The 22,224-nt window shown below is 64.3% G+C and carries 21 protein-coding genes; 11 read left to right on the top strand and 10 right to left on the bottom strand.

Features of this window, described 5'->3' with window-relative positions; genetic code table 11:
* Positions 1–17: 17 nt before the first annotated feature.
* The 5 genes from NKI35_RS01400 to olsB all read left to right on the top strand — a co-directional run bounded on the left by NKI35_RS01400 (position 18) and on the right by olsB (position 6,038).
* Positions 18–875 carry a TrmH family RNA methyltransferase gene (locus NKI35_RS01400; protein ID WP_023683061.1) on the top strand — a complete coding sequence of 286 codons (858 nt, stop codon included), beginning with the start codon at positions 18–20 and terminating at the stop codon, positions 873–875.
* The gene (lspA, locus tag NKI35_RS01395; RefSeq protein WP_023683060.1) at positions 872–1,360 is read left to right on the top strand and encodes a signal peptidase II; all 489 of its coding nucleotides are present in this window, start codon (positions 872–874) and stop codon (positions 1,358–1,360) included. The genes NKI35_RS01400 and lspA overlap by 4 nt, the downstream gene beginning before the upstream one ends.
* Before the next feature lie 105 nt (positions 1,361–1,465).
* Positions 1,466–2,455: an acrylyl-CoA reductase (NADPH) gene (acuI, locus tag NKI35_RS01390; RefSeq protein WP_023704210.1), complete on the top strand. Its 990-nt coding sequence runs from the start codon at positions 1,466–1,468 to the stop codon at positions 2,453–2,455.
* A gap of 142 nt (positions 2,456–2,597) precedes the next feature.
* The gene (locus tag NKI35_RS01385) at positions 2,598–4,886 is read left to right on the top strand and encodes a response regulator (protein WP_352738168.1); all 2,289 of its coding nucleotides are present in this window, start codon (positions 2,598–2,600) and stop codon (positions 4,884–4,886) included.
* A 276-nt stretch (positions 4,887–5,162) separates the two neighbouring features.
* A complete protein-coding gene (gene olsB, locus NKI35_RS01380; protein ID WP_502897116.1) occupies positions 5,163–6,038 on the top strand; it encodes a l-ornithine N(alpha)-acyltransferase in 876 nt (291 codons plus the stop codon).
* A 79-nt stretch (positions 6,039–6,117) separates the two neighbouring features.
* Here the strand turns inward: olsB and NKI35_RS01375 are convergent, their stop codons facing one another.
* Both NKI35_RS01375 and grpE read right to left on the bottom strand, forming a co-directional pair.
* Positions 6,118–6,750 carry a trimeric intracellular cation channel family protein gene (locus NKI35_RS01375; RefSeq protein ID WP_023683056.1) on the bottom strand — a complete coding sequence of 211 codons (633 nt, stop codon included), beginning with the start codon at positions 6,748–6,750 and terminating at the stop codon, positions 6,118–6,120.
* A gap of 126 nt (positions 6,751–6,876) precedes the next feature.
* A complete protein-coding gene (gene grpE, locus NKI35_RS01370) occupies positions 6,877–7,506 on the bottom strand; it encodes a nucleotide exchange factor GrpE (RefSeq protein ID WP_023691975.1) in 630 nt (209 codons plus the stop codon).
* A 259-nt stretch (positions 7,507–7,765) separates the two neighbouring features.
* On the opposite strand from grpE, the gene NKI35_RS01365 reads away from it, so the two are divergent.
* Positions 7,766–7,966 carry a hypothetical protein gene (locus NKI35_RS01365; RefSeq protein WP_023669766.1) on the top strand — a complete coding sequence of 67 codons (201 nt, stop codon included), beginning with the start codon at positions 7,766–7,768 and terminating at the stop codon, positions 7,964–7,966.
* Between the two features lie 84 nt (positions 7,967–8,050).
* Entirely contained in the window at positions 8,051–9,073 is a 1,023-nt protein-coding gene (locus tag NKI35_RS01360; RefSeq protein ID WP_023669767.1) for a fatty acid desaturase, read from the top strand.
* A gap of 319 nt (positions 9,074–9,392) precedes the next feature.
* Here NKI35_RS01360 and NKI35_RS01355 read toward each other — a convergent pair whose 3' ends face one another.
* From NKI35_RS01355 to cysG, 5 genes are all read right to left on the bottom strand, one after another.
* Positions 9,393–9,926: a DUF934 domain-containing protein gene (locus NKI35_RS01355; RefSeq protein WP_023669768.1), complete on the bottom strand. Its 534-nt coding sequence runs from the start codon at positions 9,924–9,926 to the stop codon at positions 9,393–9,395.
* Positions 9,927–10,043: 117 nt separating this feature from the next.
* Positions 10,044–10,808 carry a phosphoadenylyl-sulfate reductase gene (locus NKI35_RS01350; RefSeq protein ID WP_023669769.1) on the bottom strand — a complete coding sequence of 255 codons (765 nt, stop codon included), beginning with the start codon at positions 10,806–10,808 and terminating at the stop codon, positions 10,044–10,046.
* Positions 10,783–12,453 (bottom strand): nitrite/sulfite reductase, encoded by a 1,671-nt coding sequence (locus tag NKI35_RS01345; protein WP_352738163.1) that lies wholly within the window; start codon positions 12,451–12,453, stop codon positions 10,783–10,785. The genes NKI35_RS01350 and NKI35_RS01345 overlap by 26 nt, the downstream gene beginning before the upstream one ends.
* Before the next feature lie 35 nt (positions 12,454–12,488).
* On the bottom strand, positions 12,489–12,782 hold the full coding sequence (locus tag NKI35_RS01340; RefSeq protein ID WP_352738161.1) for a DUF2849 domain-containing protein: 294 nt from the start codon (positions 12,780–12,782) through the stop codon (positions 12,489–12,491).
* Positions 12,779–14,230: a siroheme synthase CysG gene (gene cysG, locus NKI35_RS01335; protein ID WP_023704213.1), complete on the bottom strand. Its 1,452-nt coding sequence runs from the start codon at positions 14,228–14,230 to the stop codon at positions 12,779–12,781. The genes NKI35_RS01340 and cysG overlap by 4 nt, the downstream gene beginning before the upstream one ends.
* On the opposite strand from cysG, the gene NKI35_RS01330 reads away from it, so the two are divergent.
* The 3 genes from NKI35_RS01330 to NKI35_RS01320 all read left to right on the top strand — a co-directional run bounded on the left by NKI35_RS01330 (position 14,229) and on the right by NKI35_RS01320 (position 17,075).
* Positions 14,229–14,483 (top strand): hypothetical protein, encoded by a 255-nt coding sequence (locus tag NKI35_RS01330; RefSeq protein WP_155923978.1) that lies wholly within the window; start codon positions 14,229–14,231, stop codon positions 14,481–14,483. The two genes, cysG and NKI35_RS01330, sit on opposite strands and share 2 nt — an antisense overlap.
* Before the next feature lie 166 nt (positions 14,484–14,649).
* A complete protein-coding gene (locus NKI35_RS01325) occupies positions 14,650–15,099 on the top strand; it encodes a baeRF12 domain-containing protein (protein WP_352738159.1) in 450 nt (149 codons plus the stop codon).
* Positions 15,100–15,284: 185 nt separating this feature from the next.
* The gene (locus NKI35_RS01320; RefSeq protein WP_023669774.1) at positions 15,285–17,075 is read left to right on the top strand and encodes a cation:proton antiporter domain-containing protein; all 1,791 of its coding nucleotides are present in this window, start codon (positions 15,285–15,287) and stop codon (positions 17,073–17,075) included.
* A 22-nt stretch (positions 17,076–17,097) separates the two neighbouring features.
* On the opposite strand, the gene NKI35_RS01315 is transcribed toward NKI35_RS01320, so the two are convergent.
* Positions 17,098–17,907, bottom strand: coding sequence for an AraC family transcriptional regulator (locus NKI35_RS01315; protein ID WP_023669775.1), 810 nt, complete (start codon positions 17,905–17,907; stop codon positions 17,098–17,100).
* 111 nt (positions 17,908–18,018) lie between these two features.
* On the opposite strand from NKI35_RS01315, the gene NKI35_RS01310 reads away from it, so the two are divergent.
* Entirely contained in the window at positions 18,019–18,939 is a 921-nt protein-coding gene (locus NKI35_RS01310; protein WP_352738156.1) for a zinc-binding dehydrogenase, read from the top strand.
* Between the two features lie 15 nt (positions 18,940–18,954).
* Here the strand turns inward: NKI35_RS01310 and NKI35_RS01305 are convergent, their stop codons facing one another.
* Positions 18,955–19,707, bottom strand: coding sequence for an SDR family NAD(P)-dependent oxidoreductase (locus tag NKI35_RS01305; RefSeq protein ID WP_023733595.1), 753 nt, complete (start codon positions 19,705–19,707; stop codon positions 18,955–18,957).
* Between the two features lie 130 nt (positions 19,708–19,837).
* On the bottom strand, positions 19,838–22,114 hold the full coding sequence (locus tag NKI35_RS01300; RefSeq protein ID WP_352738153.1) for a transglycosylase domain-containing protein: 2,277 nt from the start codon (positions 22,112–22,114) through the stop codon (positions 19,838–19,840).
* Between the last annotated feature and the right edge of the window lie 110 nt (positions 22,115–22,224).

Below are 22,224 nucleotides of genomic sequence, written 5' to 3'. Positions count from 1 at the left end.
ATGCCCGGGAGTCCCGAATGAATGAGCGGCACGCAGGTGCGCCCGGGCAGGTCAAGGAAGTCACCAGCCTTGCCAATCCGCTGATCAAGGACATCAAGGCGCTCGCCCAGAAGAAATTCCGCGACCAGCAGAACGCCTTCATGGCCGAAGGGCTGAAGCTGGTCATCGACGCCCTCGACCTCGGCTGGTCGATCAGGACGCTGGTTTTCGCCAAGGCCGGACGCGGCAATGCGGCGGTCGAAAAGGTGGCGGCGCGCACGGTTGCCGCCGGCGGCACCGTGCTCGAAGTGTCCGAAAAAGTGCTGGTCGCCATCACCCGCCGTGACAATCCGCAAATGGTGGTCGGCGTCTTCCGGCAAAAACTGCTGCCGCTAAGAGACATCCGCGCTCACGACGGCGACGTCTGGGTGGCGCTCGACCGGGTGCGCGATCCCGGCAATCTCGGCACCGTCATCCGCACCGTCGATGCCGTCGGCGCCAAGGGCGTCATCCTGGTCGGCGAGACTACCGATCCTTTTTCTGTCGAGACCGTGCGCGCCACCATGGGCTCGATCTTCGCCGTGCCGGTGACCAAGGCGACGCCGGAAGCATTTCTGGCTTGGCGAAACAGCTTCTCGGGCCTAGTGGTCGGCACCCATCTGAAGGGTGCGGTCGACTACCGCTCGGTCGATTTCTCCCGAGGACCGGTGCTCTTGATGATGGGCAATGAGCAGCAGGGCCTGCCCGACAATCTGGCGGAAAGCTGCGACCGGCTGCTGCGGATTCCGCAGGCCGGCCGCGCCGATTCACTCAATTTGGCGGTCGCCACCGGAATCATGCTGTTCGAGATCCGGCGCGGCGCGCTGAAACTTGCCCCCGAGGACGCCACATCGTGAAATCATGGTCTCCCTATGCGCTGCTGGTGATGGTGGCAATCGCGCTCGACCAGTGGATAAAGCATCTGATCGAGACCGGCCTCGTCTTCCAGGAAAAGCTCGACCTGGTGCCATTCCTGGCGCTGTTTCGCACCTACAATACCGGCATCGCCTTCTCGATGTTCTCGTCCTTCGGCGACACCGGCCTGGTCGTCATCGCGGTCGTGGTCGTTGCCTTCGTGCTTTATCTGGCGACGCGCACGCCCTCCGGCCATGTGCTGGCCCGCATCGGCTTTGCCCTGATCATCGGCGGCGCGATCGGCAATCTGATCGACCGCGCCGTCTACGGCCACGTCATCGACTATATATTGTTCCACACGCCGGTATGGTCCTTCGCCGTCTTCAACCTTGCCGATGCCTTCATTTCGGTCGGCGCGGCGCTGGTCGTCTTCGACGAGTTCATCGGCTGGCGGCGCGAGGCCAAGCCGCAAGGCCCAGAAGCCTGACGGCCCGACTCTTTTGACCAATTGACCTCGCCGGACGGTCGCCGCACAGTTCGGCCAGAGCCAGCCAATGCCGACCGCCAGCCTTTGCGAAGCCGAGGAGAAGAGATGCCTGAAACCTTCAAAGCCATCCTCGTTTCGCGCGACGCCGAAAAGAAGCAATCGGTCGAGATCGTCGATTTCAGCGAAGCCGATCTGATGGAAGGCGACGTAACTGTCGCGGTCGAGGCGACGACGGTCAACTACAAGGACGGGCTGGCCATCACTGGGAAAGCGCCAGTGATCCGCCGCTGGCCGCTGGTGCCGGGCATCGATTTCGCCGGAACCGTCCTCTCCTCATCGCATGCCGACTGGCGCAAGGGCGACAAGGTCATCCTCAATGGCTGGGGCGTCGGCGAGACGCATTTCGGCGCCTATGCCGGGCGCGCGCGCGTCAACGGCGACTGGCTGGTGCCGTTGCCCGACGGCATCAGCGCCCACGATGCGATGGCGGTCGGCACCGCCGGCTATACGGCCATGCTCAGCGTCATGGCGCTGGAGCGGCACGGCATCCTGCCGGATCGCGGCCCGGTGGTGGTGACGGGTGCAGCCGGCGGCGTTGGGTCGGTCGCGGTCTCGATCCTGTCCAGCCTTGGCTATCACGTCATCGCCTCGACCGGCCGCAACGCCGAAAGCTCCTATCTGATCGACCTCGGTGCCGCCGAAGTGATTTCGCGCGAGGAACTCTCCCAGCCGGCCAAGCCGCTGGCCAAGGAGCGCTGGGCCGGCGGCATCGATGCCGTCGGCAGCCACACGCTGGCCAATGTGCTGTCGATGACCGCCTATGGCGGCGCGGTCGCCGCCTGCGGCCTGGCGAGTGGCATGGATCTGCCGTCGAGCGTCGCCCCGTTCATCCTGCGCGGCGTCTCGCTGCTCGGCATCGATTCAGTGATGGCGCCAAAGGCTGTGCGGCTGGAAGCCTGGCGCCGCATCGGCAGCGATCTTGATCTCAAGAAGCTCGCCGGCCTGTCGACGACCATCGGCTTCGACGGCATCATCACCGCCGCCCATGACATCGTCGAGGGCAAAATCAGGGGCCGCGTGGTTGTCGATATGTGAGGCTCCCGAAGCATGATCCCGAAAGGGAATCAGGTTTCGGAAAAGATCAGGCGATGCGGAAAACCGCCAAAAATGCATGACCGCTAAAATTCGAACGATCCGCCGCGCTTTTCCATAATCTCTATCTGGCAAGGAGTTCCGCATGATCGCGGAGTCCGCCAGGAAAGAGAAGAGCCGCGCCGAAAGCATCGACGGGCCGAACCCGGCGACGCCCAAGCGGCAGCATGTTGCCGCGCCGCCGCTGGCGCCGGATTTGCCGCGCCCCACGTCCGAGGGCCTGCCGTTCCTGACGGTGGTCGCCAGTGTCGTGCTGGCGGGCCTCTCCCACCTCACCGGTGCGCCGATCTTCATCACCCTCGGCCTGCTGGCGACAGGCCTTGCCGGCGTCGCCATGCACCTGCGCAACCGCCGCACCGTCCACCGCGCGACGGCCTTGCTCGACGAAACCGCAGCGCGCAGCCGCGCCGAAATCGAGACGCTGGCCGACCGTATGTGGGAGATGCAGGAGAGCGAGGAGCGTTTTCGCGGGCTGATCGATGCGCTCGGCGATCTCGTCGTCCACCGCGACCGCGATGGCCACATCGTCTACGCCAACAAGGTTTTCGCCAGCCTCGTCGGAACCGACCAACGCGACCTTGCCGGCAGGACCCTCGCCGAACACGGCATTGATGTCGGCATCGTCCCCGACGCCGCCTTTTCCGATCATGAATGCCTGAGTTCCACCGACGTCTCCATACGCACCCCGAACGGTCCGCGCTGGTTCTCATGGATCGAACTGTCGGTACGCGACAAGGATAGCGGCGCCGTCTCGCACCGGGCGATTGCCCGCGACATCACCGCGCGCAAACGCGCCGAATCCTCGCTGATCACCGCGCGCGAGCGCGCCGAATATGCCAGCCAGGCCAAGTCGCGCTTCCTCGCCACCGTCAGCCATGAGATCCGCACGCCGATGAACGGCATCATGGGCATGGCCAAGCTTCTGGCTGACACCAATCTGTCGCCCGAGCAGCGCACCTATGTCGGCGCTGTCTCGACCTCGGCCAGCGCCCTTTTGGCGCTCATCGAGGATTTGCTCGACTATTCCAAGATAGAGGCCGGCCGTTTCGACCCGGAGCCGCAGCCGACATCGCTGCGCGAAATCGCCGACAACATCGTCGAACTGATGGCAGCGAAAGCCTTCGCCAAGAACATCGGCCTCGGCTGTCATGTCGAGCCCGACGTGCCGCAGATGATCATGGCCGATCCCGGCAGGGTCAGGCAGGTGCTGCTCAACCTGATCGGCAATGCGATCAAGTTCACCGACACCGGCGGCGTGCTGGTCTCGATTGCGCGCGCCCGCACCGATACCAGCGACCGCATCTGCTTCACCGTTACCGACACCGGCCCCGGCCTGCACGAAGACGACATGGAGCGCATCTTCGAGGAATTCGAACAGTCCGACGGCACCTCGACCCGCACCCATGGCGGCGCCGGCCTCGGTCTGGCCATATCAAGGCGCCTGGTCGCCGCCATGGGCGGTGCCATTTCGGTGTCGAGCCGGCTTGGCGAGGGATCGGAATTCGTCTTCGAGATCCCGGCCGCAGGAGCAACCGAAGCACCGCAGAACCGGCAGAACATCCTGGCCGGCCGGCGCGCCGTGATCGTGTCGAAGAACGCCGTCGAGGCCGACGCCATCGCCCGCACCATCCGCGCCCATGGCGGCGCCGTCGACGTCGCCGCAACCGCTTCCCAGGCGACGCCCTTCGCCGAACATTGCGATGTGCTGTTGATCGACGCGGCCCTGGAGGACGGCGACGGCAGACTGCTCAAGCGCCTGCGCCAGAGTGGCTTTGCCGATTGCGAGGCGATCACGCTGATCGCGCCGACCGACCGCGGCATGCTTGGCGAATTCCGCACCAACGGCTACGCCACCTTCCTGGCAAGGCCGGTGCGCGGCGAAACGCTGCTGCGCGTGCTGTTGACCAATCACGCCCCTGCCTTGCCCCAGCCCAAGCCGGAAAAGAGCGGCGTGTCCGCCCTTCGTGTCCATGGCGGGCGCCGGCAAGGCTTGTCGGTGCTGATCGCCGAAGACAACGACATCAACGCCATGCTTGCCCGCGCCACGCTTTTGAAGGCGGGACATCGCGTGAAAGTGGTCGGCAATGGCAAGGCCGCGGTCGAGGCGGTGACCGAAGCCGGGCTGAAAAACCGCTTCGATGTGGTGCTGATGGATCTGCACATGCCGGTCATGGACGGGCTGGACGCGATCGCCGCCATCCGCCGCCACGAGGAGGAAATGGCTGTGCCGCCGGTTCCGATCATGGTGCTTTCGGCCGACAGCCAGGAAAAGACCCGCCACACCGTGCTCGCCCATGGCGCCAGCGGCTTTGTCACCAAGCCGCTCGATCCCGACGCGCTGGTCCATGCCGTCGAGGGCCAGGTGGCCGCCTGAATTCATGTCGCTCGAAAATGGCCCCGGTTTTGAGAAGACGACATGCACAAAACAAAGACTTGAAGCGCGTCGCGTGAATCGTCCCAGCGCGACGCGCTTCAAGGTGACGCTGGCGCAATCCTCGCGTCACGTAGGTAGCCGAATGAGGGTTTTCGCCAGCCGACGAAGTATTGCCCGTCGCGCCGTATCACGGTACTGTCACAATCCTGTTGCACCTACACCGTATCCCCGTGCCAAGAGGGATGGCTCGAAGGAGAATCACTCGTGCATACAGTTATGCCGGAATGTGACACTCGGCCCAGCGCAGGCGGCGCTTTGCTCGCCGCGCGGAACGCCGATGCCGTCGCAACAGGCGCACCGCTGGGCCGTATCGGCAATCTCGAAGTGCGGCTTGCCCGCAATGAGGCCGAGATCGCCGCCGCGCAGGAAGTGCGCTACCGGGTGTTTTATGACGAGCTTGGCGCCAGGAAGGACCTGTTCCAGGCGCAGGACCGGCGCGACGCCGACCGCTTCGACCCGCTGTGCGACCATCTCCTGGTGCTTGACACCTCGATCTCCGGCCCCGAGCATCGCCGCATCGTCGGCACTTACCGCCTGCTGCGGCAAGAGATTGCGGCGACCGCCGGCGGCTTCTATTCCGAAGGCGAGTTCGAACTGACCAAGCTGATCGCCCGCCATCCCGGCCAGCGCTTCCTTGAGCTCGGCCGCTCCTGCGTGCTGCCGGAATACCGCTCGAAGCGCACCATTGAGGCGCTGTGGCAAGGCATCTGGGCCTACATCAACCACTATGAGATCGGCGTGATGACCGGTTGTGCCTCGTTCCCTGGCACGGTGCCGGCTGCGCATGCCGAGGCGCTCACCTACCTTGCCCATCACTGCCGGACCAACTCCGCCTGGGATGTGCGGGCGGTCTCCGGCCGCTATTGCTCGATGGATCTGATGCCGATCGAGGCGGTCAACGCCAAGGCGGCGATCGCGGCCATGCCGCCGCTGGTCAAGGGCTATCTGCGCGTCGGCGCCCGCATCGGCGACGGCTGCGTCATCGACCGTGAGTTCTCCACCGTCGATGTGTTCGTGGTGATGCCGGTCCAGGAAATCGGCGCCCGCTACGTCAACTATTATGGCGGGGAAGCGCAGCGCTTTGCGGCGTGAGGCAGTAGGCAGTAGGCAGTAGTGAAGGCTGCCGCGAATTGCTGACTACCGACTATTCCCTATTCCCTAATCCCTCTCCCTACGGAATATCCTCCGGTCGCCGTCCCGGGCGGCTCTTGTAGGACGGAAAGGTCCAGCCGAATTTCAGCGCGCCGCCGCGCACCAGGAAAGCCGCGACGAAGCCGGCGATATCCGAGGCGAGCGGCGGCAGGCCGGCAAGATCGCCAAGTGTGTAGAGGCCGGCGCCCGCGAGTGCGGCGGTGACGTAGATTTCGGGCCTGAGCAGCACCGATGGCTCGCCGGCCAGCAGATCGCGCAGGATGCCGCCAAATGTGGCGGTCAACACGCCCATAACAACGGAGACGACCGGCGAGCCGGTGATGGCCAGCCCCTTGGCCGCGCCCATTACGGAAAAGGCCGCCAATCCGATGGCGTCGAGCCAGAGCAGCCATTTCCAGCGGGATTCGACGCGGTGGGCGATGAAGAAGACCAGCACCGCAACCGCCGCGCAAACCAGCACATAGCCGGAGTTGGCGACCCAAAAGACGGGCAGGTTGAGGATGACGTCGCGAAGCGTGCCGCCGCCAATGCCGGTGACGCTGGCCAGAAACAGGAAGCCGATAATGTCGAGCTGCTTGCGCGAAGCCGCCAACGCCCCGGTCGCGGCAAAGACGGCGACGCCGGCATAGTCGAGGAGGTCGATGGGTGTCAGGGACATGAGGTAGTAGGGATTGGGAATTAGGGAAAGTATGAATAACACGAAGCCGCGCGATTGATACGCCTGCCCCTATTCCCTATTCCCTATTCCCTATTCCCTATTCCCTACTGCCTACCCTACTCACGCATCCTTCTCGGCCTGCTCGTTCACCGGCCCCGGCTCGACCGGCGCTTCGGTGGCCGCGATCTTGGGGCCGCCCTTGGCGACCCCGACCATGGCCGGCCGCAGCACGCGCTCGCCGATCGAATAGCCCGGCTGCACGACCTGGACGACGGTGTTGGCCGGCACATCGGGATTGGGCACTTCGAACATCGCCTGGTGGAAATTCGGGTCGAACTTCTCACCTTCCGGTTCGAGCTTCTTCACCCCATGCCGTTCCAGCGTCGACAGCATGGCGCGCTCGGTGATCTCGACGCCGTCGATCAGCGCCTTGAAGCCGGCATCTCCGGCCGCTTTCGCCTCGGCGGGGATAGCATCGAGCGCGCGGCGCAGATTGTCCGACACCGACAGCATGTCGCGGGCGAAATTGGCCACCGCATAGGCGCGCGCATCATGCACGTCGCGGGCGGTGCGGCGGCGCAGATTCTCCATCTCGGCTGCGACGCGCAGCGCGCGGTCCTTCAGCTCCTCGTTTTCCTTCAGCAGCCGCACCAGCGCTTCATAGTCGCCGTCGATGCCGCCTTGCGTGCGCTCGGCCTCGGCCGTTTCGATATCCTCGGGCGCGCGTTCGTCTTTTGTCTGGTCGCTCATCGCCATTTCCCGTCATTCGAATGGTTTGGATTTGCGCCCGATATCGAGGTTTGGCGGCCAAAAATCAAGGGGCAAGCCCAGGAGGACGCCCCACAGCAGGCAATGTTGCGGGCTGCCCGTCGGACTTGGTGCGGGGCGCAAGGACGTTCAAAATTAATTCAAACTTTACCGTAACGGCAGCCTTTGCTTGCCAATACCCCGCTATGGGGAACCATTCAAAGCTTGGAGGAGTTTTGAAACCGACACAGGATTTGAGACAATGGACCGCAATACTGGCAACAGAAGCGAAGAGCTCGCCGCCGACATCAGGCGCCAGTTCGGCACCGAGGCGACGACGCGCTTCTTGCGCACCTTGCCGGCCTTCCGCACCGAGGCCGACATTCCCGCCCGTTTCCGGGATCTGCTCGACCGGCTGGACGGCATAGAAGCCAGCATGGCCGGCGGCCAACGCCGTCAATAGCGATGCTATCGCGCGACAATTACGCGCAGTAATTTTGCGTGAGCTTTTCCTTGCGGCAGCGGGACGCCCCGCCTATGCTTCCTGATGAACATGATTTCCCCCGAGACGGCCGCCAACAGCAAGCGCGCCTGGTTGAAGATCCTGGCGCGCTACAAGAAGCCCGACCGGCGACGCAGCACTCTTGAACTCGCCATCACCCTTATTCCTTTCGTTACGCTGTGGGCGCTGTCTTCGGCAGCCTATTCCTATGGCCACTGGTGGGGCTTGATCCTGATCCTTCCCGCCGCCGGTTTTCTGGTGCGGATCTTCATGATCCAGCACGATTGCGGCCACGGCTCCTTCTTCGCCAACCGCACTGCCGACGACTGGATCGGCCGCGCGCTCGGCGTGCTGACGCTGACCCCTTACGATTGCTGGCGGCGCGCGCACGCCACCCATCACGCCAGCGCCGGCAATCTTGACGAGCGCGGCATGGGCGATATCAGGACGTTGACGGTTGCTGAATACCGGCAGCTGTCTTGGCGGGGACGCCTTGCCTATCGTCTCTACCGCCATCCCCTGGTGATGTTCGGCCTTGGCCCGATCTGGCTGTTCATCTTCGAGCAGAGGCTGCCGGTCGGCATGATGCGCGGCGGCCTGACGCCCTGGGTGTCGTCGATGACCACCAATCTCGGCATCGCGGTCGCGGCAGCGCTGCTTATCTGGCTGGTCGGCCCCGGCGCTTTCCTGATCGTCCATTTGCCGATCGTGATCCTGGCCGGATCGGCCGGAATCTGGCTGTTCTACGTCCAGCACCAGTTCGAGGAGACGGAATGGGCGAAGGACGAAGAGTGGGAATTCCAGCGTGCCGCCCTGCACGGCTCGTCCTATTATGATTTGCCGCCGGTGCTGAACTGGTTCACCGGCAATATCGGCGTCCATCACGTGCACCATCTCTCGGCCAAGGTGCCGGGCTACCGGCTGCAGGAAGTGCTGCGCGACTATCCCGAACTGCGCGGCATCGGCCGCGTCACGCTCCTCGACAGCCTGCGCTGCGTCAAGCTTGCGTTGTGGGACGAGAACCGCCGCAAGCTGGTCTCGTTTCGCGAAGCGCGGGCCTTGGCCTAAAAGCAATTCCAGCAAAGTGTGAGGCGGTTTTCCGGGCTTTCGCTTGGGAATTCCGTAAGACAAAGAAAAAAACCGCCGCACCGAAGGCGCGGCGGCATCTCCCAAAAACCGGCTCAGGCAGCCTTGCGCTCCTCGCGCATCCAGACCTTGCAGCCCTGATCATGTCAGGCGCCTTTTCGGCGATCATGATGGACGGTGCATTGGTGTTGCCGCCGATGAGCGCCGATTCCTCCCTCGCGCCCGGCGGATATTTCCGTCCGGACAGCCAGGAGAAGGCCCGATCACAGTCTTTGTAAAGACAGGCGGAATTACCGTCGCGTCAGCTGTTGCGAACGCGCCGCCAGGAGTATTTCGGCCCCTTCGGCTCCGACGCTTCGGTCGGCTGATAGTAAAGGCCCAGCCCGCCTGTGCGGCCTTCTTCGAGGCGCTTCAGCAGAACCGGGTTGGAGATCTCGAACTCGTCGAAGCCGAGGCGCAGCATATGCGGCAGCTGGTCGACGAGCACCTGGCCCGTGGCGCGGACCGCGCCCTCGAAATCGTAGCGGCTGCGCAGCAATTCGCCCTTGGAAAACGAGCGGCCGTCGCTGAAGGCCGGAAAGGCCAGCGCCACCAGCGACAGCTGGTCGAGCAGATCCACGATCTTTTCCAGCTGGTCGCCCGGCAGCAATGCGACGCCCAGCCGCTCCTTGGCCGAGCGCCGCACCTCGGCATCAAGGCCGAGAAATGCCTGCAACGGCAGGATGAAGCGGCCATTGCCCGCCAGTGCATCCGCACTTTCGGCATGTGTCCACTCGTCTTCGCGAAACCCCGTCCGGGTCCAGAGGCGGGTCTCCGCTGTGGTCTGTTCAGTCATAGAAAATTCCTAAAGCCCTAAAAATCGAAAGTCCGCGAAAGCCGGTCCACACGAAACCGGCGGCCTCCGAGCGGAAGCCGCCGTTGCAGGCCAGCCTCACCTGAATATCACCATAGCTTAAAGGGATGCGTCGGTCAGCGATACTTCCAGTCCCGACAGATGGATGCCGCACTCGGTCTTGGCATGACCGGCCCAGCGTCCGCTTCGCGCATCCTCGCCCGGCTGCACCGGCTGCGTGCATGGGAAGCAGCCGATCGACAGATAGCCGTACGCAACCAGCGGATTTTCGCGCAGCGCATGCGCGCGCATGTAGTCAGCCTGGTCGGATGTCGTCCAGTGCGCCAGCGGATTGACGCGTACGCGCGGGCCGACCGCCTCGAACACCGGCAGCGCGGCTCGCGTCGCCGCCTGGAAGCGCTTCCGGCCGGTCAGCCAGGCGCGGAAGGGGGCGACGCCGCGCGCCAGCGGCTCGACCTTGCGCACGTCGCAGCAGGCATCGGTATTGCTCTGGTGCAGATTGCCGGTCGGATCGACCCGCTCGAGCGCCGCGTCTTCGGGCTTGATCACCCTGATGTTGGTCAGCCCGAAATCGGCGACCAGCGCATCGCGATAGCCCAGCGTCTCTCCGAAATGCTTGCCGGTGTCCAGGAAGATGACCGGCAGCGTGCGGTCGACCTTGGCGATCATATGCAGCAGGACGGCGGAATCCGCGCCGAAGGACGACACGGCGGCGATCTCGTCATGAAACAATTCGCTCGCCGCGCGTTCGATGATGTCGAGCGGGCTCAGATGTCCATACAGCGCGTCGAAGCCCGCCGCTTTGGCGGCGATGCTGTCGTCGACGTCGACGATGCGGTCAAGCGGCCTTGGTTTCGCCAGCATAGAGCGCCTCCTTGAACGGCGCGGGACCGACACGGCGGTAGGCGTCGATAAAACGTTCACTGGGACCGAGCCGAAGGCCGAGATAGGTGTCGACGATCTGCTCGATGGCGTCCGTGATCTCTTCCGAAGAGAAGCCGCGGCCGATGATTTCGCCAACCGAGGTGTTCTCGTCGGCCGATCCGCCAAGCGTCACCTGGTAGAGTTCGGAGCCTTTCTTCTCGACGCCGAGGATACCGATATGGCCGACATGGTGATGTCCGCAGGCATTGATGCAGCCGGAAATCTTCAGCTTCAATTCGCCGATCTCGCGCTGCCGCTCCAGCGAGGCGAAGCGAAGCGAAATCTCCTGCGCGATCGGGATCGAGCGCGCTGTCGCCAGCGCGCAATAATCGAGGCCAGGGCACGCGATGATGTCGCTGATCAGGTTGGAATTGGCCGTCGCGAGGCCAATGTCGACCAAAGCGTCGTAGACCGCTTTCAAATCGGCGCGCGCCACATGCGGCAGGATCAGGTTCTGCTCATGGCTGACGCGCAGTTCGTCGAACGCGTATTTCTCGGCGATGTCGGCGACCGCTTCCATCTGGCTGTCGGTGGCATCGCCCGGCACTTCGCCGATACCTTTCAGCGAAATCGTCACCGCGGCATAGTCGGGATGGCGATGCGTCACGACATTCTGGTCGAGCCAATCCGAGAAGCTTTTGGAATCGAGCCGCGCCAGCTTGATCGCCGCGTCGCCTTCCGGCCGGGCGGTCAGTGCCGGCGGCGCGAAATAGGCGTCGATGGCACGGATGTCGGCTTCCGGCAGCTTCAGCTCGGCGTCCTTCAGCTCCTGCCATTCGGCCTCGACCTGGCGGGTGATTTCCTCGACGCCGGTCTCGTGGACGAGGATCTTGATGCGCGCCTTGTACTTGTTGTCGCGGCGGCCATAGAGGTTGTACACGCGCAGGATCGCCGTGCAGTAGGACAGCAGCTCGGCTTCCGGCAGGAAGTCGCGGATCTTGCGCGCCACCATCGGCGTGCGGCCCTGGCCGCCACCGACATAGACGGCAAAGCCGAGCTCGCCGGCGGCGTTCTTCTTCAGATGCAGACCGATATCATGCGTCTGGATGGCGGCGCGGTCGCGCTCGGCCCCGGTCACCGCGATCTTGAACTTGCGCGGCAGGAACGAGAATTCCGGATGCACAGACGACCATTGCCGCAGGATCTCGGCATAGGGGCGCGGATCAGCGACCTCGTCGGCGGCGGCGCCGGCAAAGTGATCGGCGGTGACGTTGCGGATGCAATTGCCGCTGGTCTGGATGGCATGCATCTCGACGCTGGCGAGATCGGCCAGGATCGCCGGAATGTCGGACAGCGCCGGCCAGTTGAACTGGATGTTCTGGCGCGTGGTGAAGTGGCCGTAGCCCTTGTCGTATTTGCGCGCGATGTGGCCGAGCATGCGCAGTTGCGCGCTGTTCAGCGTGCCATAGGGCACCGCGATGCGCAGCATGTAGGCGTGCAGCTGCAGGTAGACGCCGTTCATCAGCCGCAGCGGCCGGAACTGATCCTCGGTGATCTCGCCGGACAGCCGGCGTTCGACCTGGTCGCTGAACTCGGCGACGCGGGCCTGGACAAAATCGTGGTCGAACTCATCGTAGCGGTACATGTTTCGTCTTTCAGGGCGCGTCCGCCCGTATTTTGTTACGCTGCCCGCGCAGCCTGCTTGCCCAGATCTTCCCGGATGGTCGGGCCGGCGGCGCGGATCTTTTCGCGCAAGCGTACCGGCACGACGACGCCATTGATGACTTCAACGTCGATCAGATTGACGTCGACAACCTCATTGTTGGCGTTGGCCTTGGCGCCGATTGCTTCCAGCCTGTCCTCTGCCGCTTGGTCATGGGCAAGGTCGGCATGGTCGACCGTCTCGGCCCAGCCGCCATCGGCGTACCAGACGGCGATGCCGTCGGAGAGGCGGTTTGCGGTCAGTATCTTCATGGCTCGACCTCTGCGTCGGCCGCGTTGGCGGCGCCCTCATAGTTATGGGCCGCGAGCGGCTCGGAACGTTCAAAGTTGGCGCCGGCAACCGCGTCGCCGATGATGGTCATCACCGGACCGGCCAGATCGGCGCGCTCTTCCAGCGACGGCAAATCGGCCAGTGTGCCGTGGAAACGGCGGCGGTTCTGCAAGCTGGCATTCTCGACCACGGCAACCGCCGTGTCCGGCGACAGGCCGGCCTCGATCAGTCGTCCGGCGACTTCGGCGGCGACCGAGCGGCCCATATAGACGGCGACGGTGGCGCCGGAAATGGCGAGCTTGGCCCAATCCGGCAGCGAATTGCCCTTCAGATCATGGCCGGTGGTGAACACCATCGACGAGGAGACGCCGCGCAGCGTCAGCGGCAGCTCGAAGTCGGCGGCGGCGGCAAAGGCGGCGGTGACGCCGGGGACGACATCATAGGCGATGCCGGCATCGCGCAGTGCGGCCATCTCCTCGCCGGCGCGGCCGAACACGAGCGGGTCGCCCGACTTCAGCCGCACGACGCGCTTGCCCTGCCTGCCGAGATCGACCAGCAGCGCATTGATCTCGGCCTGGCTCTTGGTGTGGCATCCCTTGCGTTTTCCGACCGGCAGCCGCTCGGCGTCGCGGCGGCCCATGGCGACGATCGCCTCCGGCACCAGCGCGTCATAGACGATGACGTCGGCTTCCATCAAAAGCCGATGCGCGCGCAGCGTCAGAAGATCCTCAGCACCTGGCCCGGCGCCAACCAACGCGATATGGCCCGAAGCCGGAGCCTTCGACAGCAACAGATCGGCGGCGGCGTCATGCGCCTGCGAAAGCTCGCCGGCTTCGACGGCGCGCGCCGGTGCACCCTGGAAAAAACTGCTCCAGAACTGGCGGCGGGCGTTGCCTTTCGGCAGCAGCTTTTCGGCGGCACCCCGGAACGAGGCGGCAAGCGCTGCCAGCGGCCCGAGCGACGGCGACAGCATGCGGTCGATGCGGCTGCGCAGCATCTGCGCCAGCACCGGACCCGCGCCTTCCGTGCCGATGGCGATGGCGACCGGGGCGCGGTTGACCAGCGCCGGGGTGAAGAAATCGCATAGCTCCGGCCGGTCGACGGCATTGACCGGAATGCCAAGGCGGCGCGCATCGTGGGCGACGCGGCGGTCGAGCGTCTCGTCGCCGCTGGCGGCAAACACCAGGACCGCGCCTTCGAGATGCGCGGCGTCGTAGGGGGCGTCGATACGGATGGCGCCGGTCGTGGCGATGAAGCTCAGCAATTCGGCGTCGGCAACATCGGCAATGATGCGAAGCACAGCACTCGACTGATCAAGTAGCCGCGCCTTGGCCAACGCTTCGCCTCCGCCGCCGACGATGGCCACGGCTTCGCCTTCGACCCGCATGAAGACCGGGAACGCGGTGAGCTTGGGATTGGTGTGCGGCATGACGAACAGATTCCGGAACAATTCGGCAGTTTTAGGCGCGGACGCGAAAAAGCTGAAGGAACCCACTCGCGCATCCCCTGACGGGAGGCAATCGGTTTTCCGCAAGCCAAAGGGCCAAGAGAAAAATATTCCACATCCGCATATCAGGCGGATTCAAGCTGCTGCCGCAGGCTTTGTTCTGCGGCTCTTTTATCCGGCAGTCGGCCAAGCTGCAAAATTATTTTTTCTAAATTCTACCAATTTAGTAGATTAAAGCCGTGACCTCCGGACATTGCTCCGATAGACGATAGATCGGGCTTGATATGGCTGCGTGCGATCTCGGCGAACGAAGTGGAACGTTCCCGCTTCGCCACGCGTTCTGCCCCTGCCGTAACAGACAATCGTCGGCTGGATTTGAACCTTCAAACAGGAGCGCGCAAATGAGCAAGATCAACCTGAAACATGGCCTTCTGGTCATGGTGGCCGATGGCGAGAAAGCGCTGTTCCTGAAGAACGAGGGCGACAATCTCTATCCGAACCTGCAGCTCTTCCAGGAGATGAAACAGGACAATCCGGCAACGCGCGAACAAGGCAGCGACAGTTCCGGCCGCTACAATGACGGCCCCTCCGTGCATCGCAGCGCGGTTGAGGAAACCGACTGGCACCGGCAAGGCAAGGAACGCTTTGCCGAAGAGATCGCGGACCGGCTCTACAAGCTCGCCCATCACGGCATCTTCGACGACATCGTGCTGGTCGCGCCACCGCTGGTGCTCGGCACCATGCGCAAGAAACTGCACAAGGAAGTCACCGACAAGGTGCAGGCGGAGATCCCAAAGACCCTGACCAACCGCCCGCTGATCGATATCGAGGCCATGCTGCAGGCGGCGTGACGCATCGATCATTCGGTATTGGCGCGCGCAGCGGTTTTGCTGCGCGCGCCTTTCGTTTTCGGTGCCTCTGGCCACCAATTTACGTCTTGCGGGTTGCGTCGCCCGCACCCCCTCCACCATATTGAAAAAGGCGGCGGCTGCGGGCGGCGCACACCCGACATTTCCCGAAAGGCGCTCCATAGACAATGCCGCATGACACGCCCCTTATCGCCACCATCGTCGCCGGTCTGGGGCTGGCATTCATCTTCGGGGCGCTCGCCAACCGTTTTCGCATCCCGCCGCTGGTCGGCTACCTCGTCGCCGGCGTACTGGTCGGACCGAACACGCCGGGTTTCGTCGCCGATGCCGGTCTTGCCAATGAGTTGGCCGAAATCGGCGTCATTCTGCTCATGTTCGGCGTCGGCCTGCATTTCTCGCTGAAGGACCTTCTCTCCGTCCGCGCCATCGCCGTACCCGGCGCCATCGTCCAGATCGGCTTTGCCACCGCGCTCGGCGCCGGCCTCGCATGGATGCTCGGCTGGTCGATGGGCGCAGGCCTCGTCTTCGGCCTGGCGCTTTCCGTCGCGTCCACAGTGGTGCTGTTGCGCGCGTTGCAGGAGCGACGGCTGATCGAGACCGAGCGCGGCCGCATCGCCGTCGGCTGGCTGATCGTCGAGGACCTCGCCATGGTGCTGGCGCTGGTGCTTTTGCCGGCGTTGGCCGGCGTGCTCGGCGGCCAGCCGCAGGTCGATGACCATGCGAGCCTTTTGTCGCTGCCGGCCAGCTACGGCATCTGGGGCGTCGTCGGCCTCACGCTGGCCAAGGTCGTCGCCTTCGTCATCGTCATGCTGGTGGTTGGCCGCCGCGTCATTCCGTGGATCCTGCATTACGTCGCCCATACCGGCTCGCGCGAACTGTTCCGGCTGGCGGTGCTGGCGATCGCGCTCGGCGTCGCCTTCGGCGCCGCCAAACTGTTCGGCGTCTCGCTGGCGCTCGGTGCCTTCTTCGCCGGCATGATCATGAGCGAATCCGAGCTCAGCCACCGCGCGGCGGAGGAATCACTGCCGCTGCGCGACGCCTTCTCGGTGCTGTTCTTCGTCTCGGTCGGCATGCTGTTCGATCCGTTCAGCCTGATGAGCAATGGCTGGCCGATCCTGGCGACGCTGGCCATCATCGTCATCGGCAAGTCGCTGGCCGCCTTCGTTATCGTCATCGCCTTCCGCTATCCGCTGGGAACCGCCTTGATGATCTCGGCCAGCCTCGCGCAGATCGGCGAGTTCTCCTTCATCCTGGCGGAGCTCGGCGTCGGGCTGAAGCTGTTGCCGCAACAGGGACGCGACCTGATCCTGGCAGGCGCCATCCTGTCGATCCTGGTCAATCCGCTGATGTTCCTCGCCCTCGACTGGATGAAGCCATGGCTGGACGCGCGCGCCGCCAAGGCAGCACCACCGGAAGAGGCCAAGCCGGTCGGCCCGGCGACGCAGCCCGGACAAGTGGCCTCGGTGGCCGCTGCTGCCAAAGAGGACGGCCCGCCGCCACGCACAACGCTTTCGGGCCACACCATCCTGATCGGCTACGGCCGCGTCGGCAGCCTGGTCGGCGCGGCGCTGAAACAGGCATCGCTGCCCTTCCTGGTCATCGAGGACGCCGACAAGACGCTGGCGAGGCTCAGAGACGACGGCGTCGAAATCGTCTCCGGCAATGCGGCCAGCGCGAGCGTGTTTGCCGCCGCCAATCCGCAGGGGGCCAAACGCTTGATCCTTGCCATCCCCAACGCGTTCGAGGCCGGGCAGATCGTGCTCAGGGCGCGCGCCGCCAACCCCGGCATCAACGTCATCGCGCGGGCCCATTCCGATGCCGAGGTCGAGCACCTGATGGGGCTCGGCGCCGACACCGTCATCATGGGTGAACGCGAAATCGCCCGCGGCATCGTGCAAGAAGTGCTGGAGCAAAAGCTGATGCCGCGCCCCGAAGCCATTGAGCCCTCCCCGGCCTGAGGCTTGCCCACAGGCGCGTTGATCACGCCACGAAGGCGGAGCCGCCATTGTGCGCGACGCTGGCGAGATACTTTGCCGGCGGCTTGCCGAGCGCTTTCTTGAACATGGTGATGAAGGCGGTGACGGAGGCGTAGCCGAGATCGCCCGAAACCTGCTGGACACTCGCACCGGAGGCCAGCTCCCGTATGGCGACGATCAGGTGCAATTGCTGGCGCCAGCGGCCGAAGCTCAGTCCGGTCTCCTTCACCACAAGACGGGCGAGACTGCTTTCTGAGAGCGCGACGCGGGTGGCCCACTCGGCAAGCGTGCTGCGGTCGGCAGGGTCTTGCGCCAACGCATCGGCGATCCGCCGCAAGCGCGGCTCGGCGGAGATCGGCAAATGCAGCTGCTGGACCGGCATGCGCGGCAGTTCGGAGAGCAGCATCCCAGTCAAAAGCGCGTCCTTCCCGTCGTCTTCCTCCATGCGGTCGGCCAGCTCGATGATCAATTCGCGCAGCAGCGGCGAGATCGACAGCGTGCAGCACCGGTCCGGCAGATCGGCGGCTCCCGGCTCGATATAGACGAAGAAAATCCGCGCATTGGCGGTCGCGATATTGCTGTGTTCCATGCCGCCGGGAATCCACACCCCGCAATGTGGCGGCACCATCCACAGGCCGCTCGGGACGCGGCATGTGACGCCACCGCCGAGCGCGAAGACGAGCTGGCCCTTCCGATGCCAATGGGTCGCCACTTCCGCTTTGGTTTCGGTGACATCGACGCGCACCGCAATTGCAGGAGCGATCACATCATCGACGTCGAAATTGACCCACGGGTAGCGGAGAGGCTGTCTCATGATTGACGGCTTTTAGCGACTATTCGCCATGATAGCTAAATTCTTTGATCCGGGAAGTCGATAGGCTCCGGTTCGTGGCTGGCATGTCACAAACCGGCAGGAAGGCTTCCCATGCGCGCCCTCGTCATCTCTCCCGACAGCCCCACCGGACTGACCTTTGCCGAGGCCAACGAACCTCAACCCCTCGCCAACGAAGCGCTTGTCTGCGTCCACGCAACCTCGTTGAACCGCGGCGAACTGCGCCTGCTCACCATACGCCCAAAAGGCTGGATACCCGGCCAGGACATCGCAGGGATTGTCGAACGGGCGGCAGCCGATGGCTCCGGGCCTGCCGTCGGCGCCCGGGTTGTGGCTTTGGTCGACGAGGCCGGCTGGGCGCAACGGGTCGCCGTTCCGACCGACCGCTTCGCCGTCATCCCGGATGAGGTCAACTTCGTTTCCGCCGCCACGCTTCCCGTGGCGGGCACGACGGCCCTAAGGGTCTTGCGCCATGGCGGCGACCTCGCGGGACAGCAGGTCCTGATCACCGGCGCGAGCGGTGCGGTCGGCCGTTTCCAGATCCAGCTCGCCCGCGAGCAAGGCGCCGCGGTGACCGCAATCGCCGCTGCCCGGCATGCCGAGGATCTGCGCAGCCTTGGTGCCAAACAGGTTGTCGAGTCGATCGAACTGGCTGAAGGACCATTCTCGCTGATCACCGAGTCGGTCGGCGGCCAAAGCCTAGCACTCGCTATCGAGCGCGTCGCGCCGGGCGGTACCATCGTCATGTTCGGTTCGAGCAGCGGCGAACTCACACCGGTTGGCTTCAGGCAGTTCGTTCCCGGCCACGAGGGTGCGAGGCTTCAGACCTTCGCCTATTACACATCAGGCCCAGCCATTGGCGCGGACATCGCCCCGCTGCTCGCTCTGGTGTCGGCTGGCCGGCTGGAAACCCGCGTGTCCTTGACGTTGCCGTGGACAGACATCGCTCAGGCCCTGGATGCGCTCAGACAGCGCAGCTTCAGCGGCAAGGCTGTTCTCACCATCGCCGGATGAGCAGTCTGTCAGTGCTCAGACGTGCTGGCCGCCATTGATGTGGATTTCCGAGCCCGTCACGTAGGACGCCTGCTGCGAGCACAGGAAGAAGATGATGTCGGCGACCTCAGCCGTGGCGCCGAGGCGCCTGAGAGGGATCGTCTCGACGATCTTGTCGGTGCCCGGCGATAGGATCGCGGTGTCGATCTCGCCCGGCGCGATCGCATTGACGCGGATGCCGTGCGGGCCGAAATCATGCGCCATCTCGCGCGTCAGCGAGCCGAGTGCCGCCTTCGAGGTCGCATAGGCGGTGCCGGCGAAAGGATGCACGCGCGTGCCGGCGATCGAGGTGACGTTGACGATCGAACCTTTTGCTGCCGCAAGCTCCTTGAAGAGACCACGCGCCAGCATGATCGGCGCGAAGAAATTTACCTGGAACACATCGCGCCAGACATGCATCGGCGTGTCGATCGAATCCATGCGGCTGTTGCCGTCCTTGAGCTTCGGCGAAATGCCGGCATTGTTGACCAGCGCGTGCAATTGCCCGCCATGCGCTTCCAGCCGGTGACGGATCTCCGAGACGGCGATGCCGACATCCTCCTGGTCGGCGAGATCGACCTTGATGTGGTCCTCTGGGCCGGCTGGCCACGGGCAATCCTCGGCAAAAGCCTGGCGCGAACAGGTGATGACCCGCCAGCCCTCACGCGAAAAGCGCTTGACCGTGGCATGGCCGATGCCGCGGCTGGCTCCGGTCAGCACGATGGTTTTTCTGGTGTCGGTCTCAGCCATGTCTGTCACTCCGGCCGGAGATGTAGCCGAATGCGGCGGAGGTGGCGAGAGGCCGAATTGTCACCGCAGCTCTCATATGAGGAACGGATTGCCAGCTCGCCATTGGTTTGAAGCCAGAATGACGAGCCGCTCAGCCGCCGCCGAGAATATCCAGGATTGAGGTTTTCCGCTTCTTGGCCGGGCCGCCGACGCTGCCCGGCGGTACCGGGTGCTTGATCGAGGCCGTGGTGCCGCCGTCGCCCGGCATGTCGAAGCCGTCGGCATCGACCGTTTCGGCCGGACGGCGGACCGGTGCTTGTGCGGGTACAGCAGCAGGTGCCGGCGCGGCAGCAGGCTCCGAACGGCTGACGGCCACCGCAGGCAACGGCGCCGCCTGATTGTTATCGACTGACGGAATATCGTCGGGCACGATGGTATCTGGAGGCGTCGATTTCCAGGTCCCGGGCAGCGGCCTGACCGGCACGCCTTCATGCGCCGCCACCATGAATTCGTGCCAGGCCTGTGCCGGCAGCGCGCCACCGGTGACCTTCTTCATCGGCGTGCCGTCATCATTGCCGAACCATACGCCGGTGGTGAGGTTTGCGGTGTAACCGACGAACCAGGCGTCGCGCGAATTCTGGCTGGTTCCGGTCTTGCCGGCAGACGGCCAGGCGAAGGCCGCCTTCTTCGCCGTGCCGATCTCGACCGTGCCGGTCATCATCGAGTTCATCATGCCGACAATGTTCTGCTTGACGACGCGCGGCGCGCTGCCGCCATTGTCGTCATAGAGCACCTTGCCTTCGGTCGTGGTGATGCGGCGGATGAAATGGATGTCGGGCTTGTAGCCGCCATTGGCGAACGGCACATAGGCCGATGTCAGCTCCAGCGGCGTCACCTCCGAAGTGCCGAGCGCGATCGAGGTGTTGGCGATCAGATCGGATTGGATGCCCATACGGTGCGCCGCCTCGACCACGGCGTCGGGCCCGACTTCCATGGTCAGCTGTGCGGCGACGGAATTCAGCGACTTCGCCAAAGCGGTCGCCAACGTCACCTTGCCGAAATACTTGCCGCCGTAGTTGTCCGGTGTCCACTTGCCGATCTTGATCGGTGCGTCGTTGCGCACGCTGTCGGGCGTGCGGCCGGCTTCCAGCGCGGCCATATAGACGAACGGCTTGAACGCCGAGCCCGGCTGGCGGCGTGCTTCGGAGGCGCGGTCGAACTGGCTGGTCGAATAGTCGTAGCCGCCGACCATGGCGCGCACGGCGCCGGAATTGTCGATCGAGACCAGCGCGCCTTGGCTGACATTGAGCTTCTTGCCGCTCTCGTCGATCAGCCGGCGGATCGACTCTTCGGCGAGCTTCTGCAGGTTGAGGTCGACGGTGGTGTCGACGACGATGTCGCTGCGCACGTCGCCGATCAAATCGGGCAGCTCTTCCATGATGGTGTCGGCGACGTAGTTTTCCGAACCGGTCCAGTACGATGGCGCGCGCGTTGCCGGCGCGCTCATCGCCGAGGCCAGTTCCTTGGCGCTGATCTTGCCTTCGTCGCGCATGGCGGCGAGCACCAGCTGCGAACGCTCCTCCGCCGCCTTCGGATCCCGCGCCGGCGACAGTCGCGACGGCGCCTTCAAGAGGCCGGCGAGAAGGGCCGCCTCCGACAGAGTGACATCGCGCGCGCTCTTGCCGAAATAGCGGCGCGAGGCCGCCTCGACGCCATAGGCGCCGGAGCCGAAATAGACCCGGTTGAGGTACATTTCGAGGATCTGGTCCTTGGTATGCTTGTGCTCCAGCCACAGCGCCAGCAGCACTTCCTGCACCTTGCGCTCCAGCGTGCGGTCGGGCTTCAGGAACAGGTTCTTGGCCAGTTGCTGGGTCAGCGTCGAGCCGCCCTGCGAGAAACGCCGGCCCAGAACATTGGTCACCATGGCGCGTGACAGGCCGATCGGGTCGATGCCGAAATGCGAATAGAAGCGGCGGTCCTCGATGGCGATGACGGCTTCCGGAATGTAGGGCGACATTTCGTGCAGGCCGACCGCCTCGCCGCCGCTCATGCCGCGGTTGGCAAGCAGTTGCCCGTCGACCGAGACGATCTTGATGTTGGGGGCACGGTCGGGGATGGACCAGGTGGTCGCCGCCGGCATCTTGGCGCCGTAATAGACGACAATGCCGGCCACCGCGATGCCGCCCCAGATGCAGAGCACGAAGCACCAGTAGAACATCCGCGCCGTCACGCCGAACAGCCCGCGCCGGGGTTTGCCGCGCTTGCCGCGTGACGATGATTTTGCCTTGGAGGTTTTGCGCGCCGAAGATGATTTGCGATTGGCCGGCACGACCCGATCCTCCTCGTTCACCGAAAAACCGGCCGCGGATTTCGCCTTTGGCGATCCCTCGAAGCTGGGTTCGATGCGACTGTCTCTGCGGTTCGCCATGCGTTGCGCTGTCTTCCCGGTGTCAATGGCGCTCGGGTTGGAGGGTAGATGCGGCGGTTTAAGGGCGCGTTAAAGCAGGGTTTATGCACCCTTCTGAAATTCCTTAAGAA

The organism is Mesorhizobium sp. M0676 (assembly GCF_040320535.1).
Lineage (GTDB): Bacteria > Pseudomonadota > Alphaproteobacteria > Rhizobiales > Rhizobiaceae > Mesorhizobium.
Note: the sequence above shows the minus strand (reverse complement) of the source record. Positions and strands in the feature narration are given on the sequence as shown.

Excerpts from the sequence above, each read along its gene's own strand:
- NKI35_RS01400 (WP_023683061.1), top strand. The coding sequence starts at position 18 with ATGAATGAGCGGCACGCAGGTGCGCCCGGGCAGGTCAAGGAAGTCACC.
- acuI (WP_023704210.1), top strand. The coding sequence starts at position 1,466 with ATGCCTGAAACCTTCAAAGCCATCCTCGTTTCGCGCGACGCCGAAAAG.
- NKI35_RS01385 (WP_352738168.1), top strand. The coding sequence starts at position 2,598 with ATGATCGCGGAGTCCGCCAGGAAAGAGAAGAGCCGCGCCGAAAGCATC.
- olsB (WP_502897116.1), top strand. The coding sequence starts at position 5,163 with ATGCCGGAATGTGACACTCGGCCCAGCGCAGGCGGCGCTTTGCTCGCC.
- grpE (WP_023691975.1), bottom strand. The coding sequence starts at position 7,506 with ATGAGCGACCAGACAAAAGACGAACGCGCGCCCGAGGATATCGAAACG.
- NKI35_RS01365 (WP_023669766.1), top strand. The coding sequence starts at position 7,766 with ATGGACCGCAATACTGGCAACAGAAGCGAAGAGCTCGCCGCCGACATC.
- NKI35_RS01360 (WP_023669767.1), top strand. The coding sequence starts at position 8,051 with ATGAACATGATTTCCCCCGAGACGGCCGCCAACAGCAAGCGCGCCTGG.
- NKI35_RS01355 (WP_023669768.1), bottom strand. The coding sequence starts at position 9,926 with ATGACTGAACAGACCACAGCGGAGACCCGCCTCTGGACCCGGACGGGG.
- NKI35_RS01350 (WP_023669769.1), bottom strand. The coding sequence starts at position 10,808 with ATGCTGGCGAAACCAAGGCCGCTTGACCGCATCGTCGACGTCGACGAC.
- NKI35_RS01345 (WP_352738163.1), bottom strand. The coding sequence starts at position 12,453 with ATGTACCGCTACGATGAGTTCGACCACGATTTTGTCCAGGCCCGCGTC.
- NKI35_RS01340 (WP_352738161.1), bottom strand. The coding sequence starts at position 12,782 with ATGAAGATACTGACCGCAAACCGCCTCTCCGACGGCATCGCCGTCTGG.
- NKI35_RS01330 (WP_155923978.1), top strand. The coding sequence starts at position 14,229 with ATGACGAACAGATTCCGGAACAATTCGGCAGTTTTAGGCGCGGACGCG.
- cysG (WP_023704213.1), bottom strand. The coding sequence starts at position 14,230 with ATGCCGCACACCAATCCCAAGCTCACCGCGTTCCCGGTCTTCATGCGG.
- NKI35_RS01325 (WP_352738159.1), top strand. The coding sequence starts at position 14,650 with ATGAGCAAGATCAACCTGAAACATGGCCTTCTGGTCATGGTGGCCGAT.
- NKI35_RS01320 (WP_023669774.1), top strand. The coding sequence starts at position 15,285 with ATGCCGCATGACACGCCCCTTATCGCCACCATCGTCGCCGGTCTGGGG.
- NKI35_RS01315 (WP_023669775.1), bottom strand. The coding sequence starts at position 17,907 with ATGAGACAGCCTCTCCGCTACCCGTGGGTCAATTTCGACGTCGATGAT.
- NKI35_RS01310 (WP_352738156.1), top strand. The coding sequence starts at position 18,019 with ATGCGCGCCCTCGTCATCTCTCCCGACAGCCCCACCGGACTGACCTTT.
- NKI35_RS01305 (WP_023733595.1), bottom strand. The coding sequence starts at position 19,707 with ATGGCTGAGACCGACACCAGAAAAACCATCGTGCTGACCGGAGCCAGC.
- NKI35_RS01300 (WP_352738153.1), bottom strand. The coding sequence starts at position 22,114 with ATGGCGAACCGCAGAGACAGTCGCATCGAACCCAGCTTCGAGGGATCG.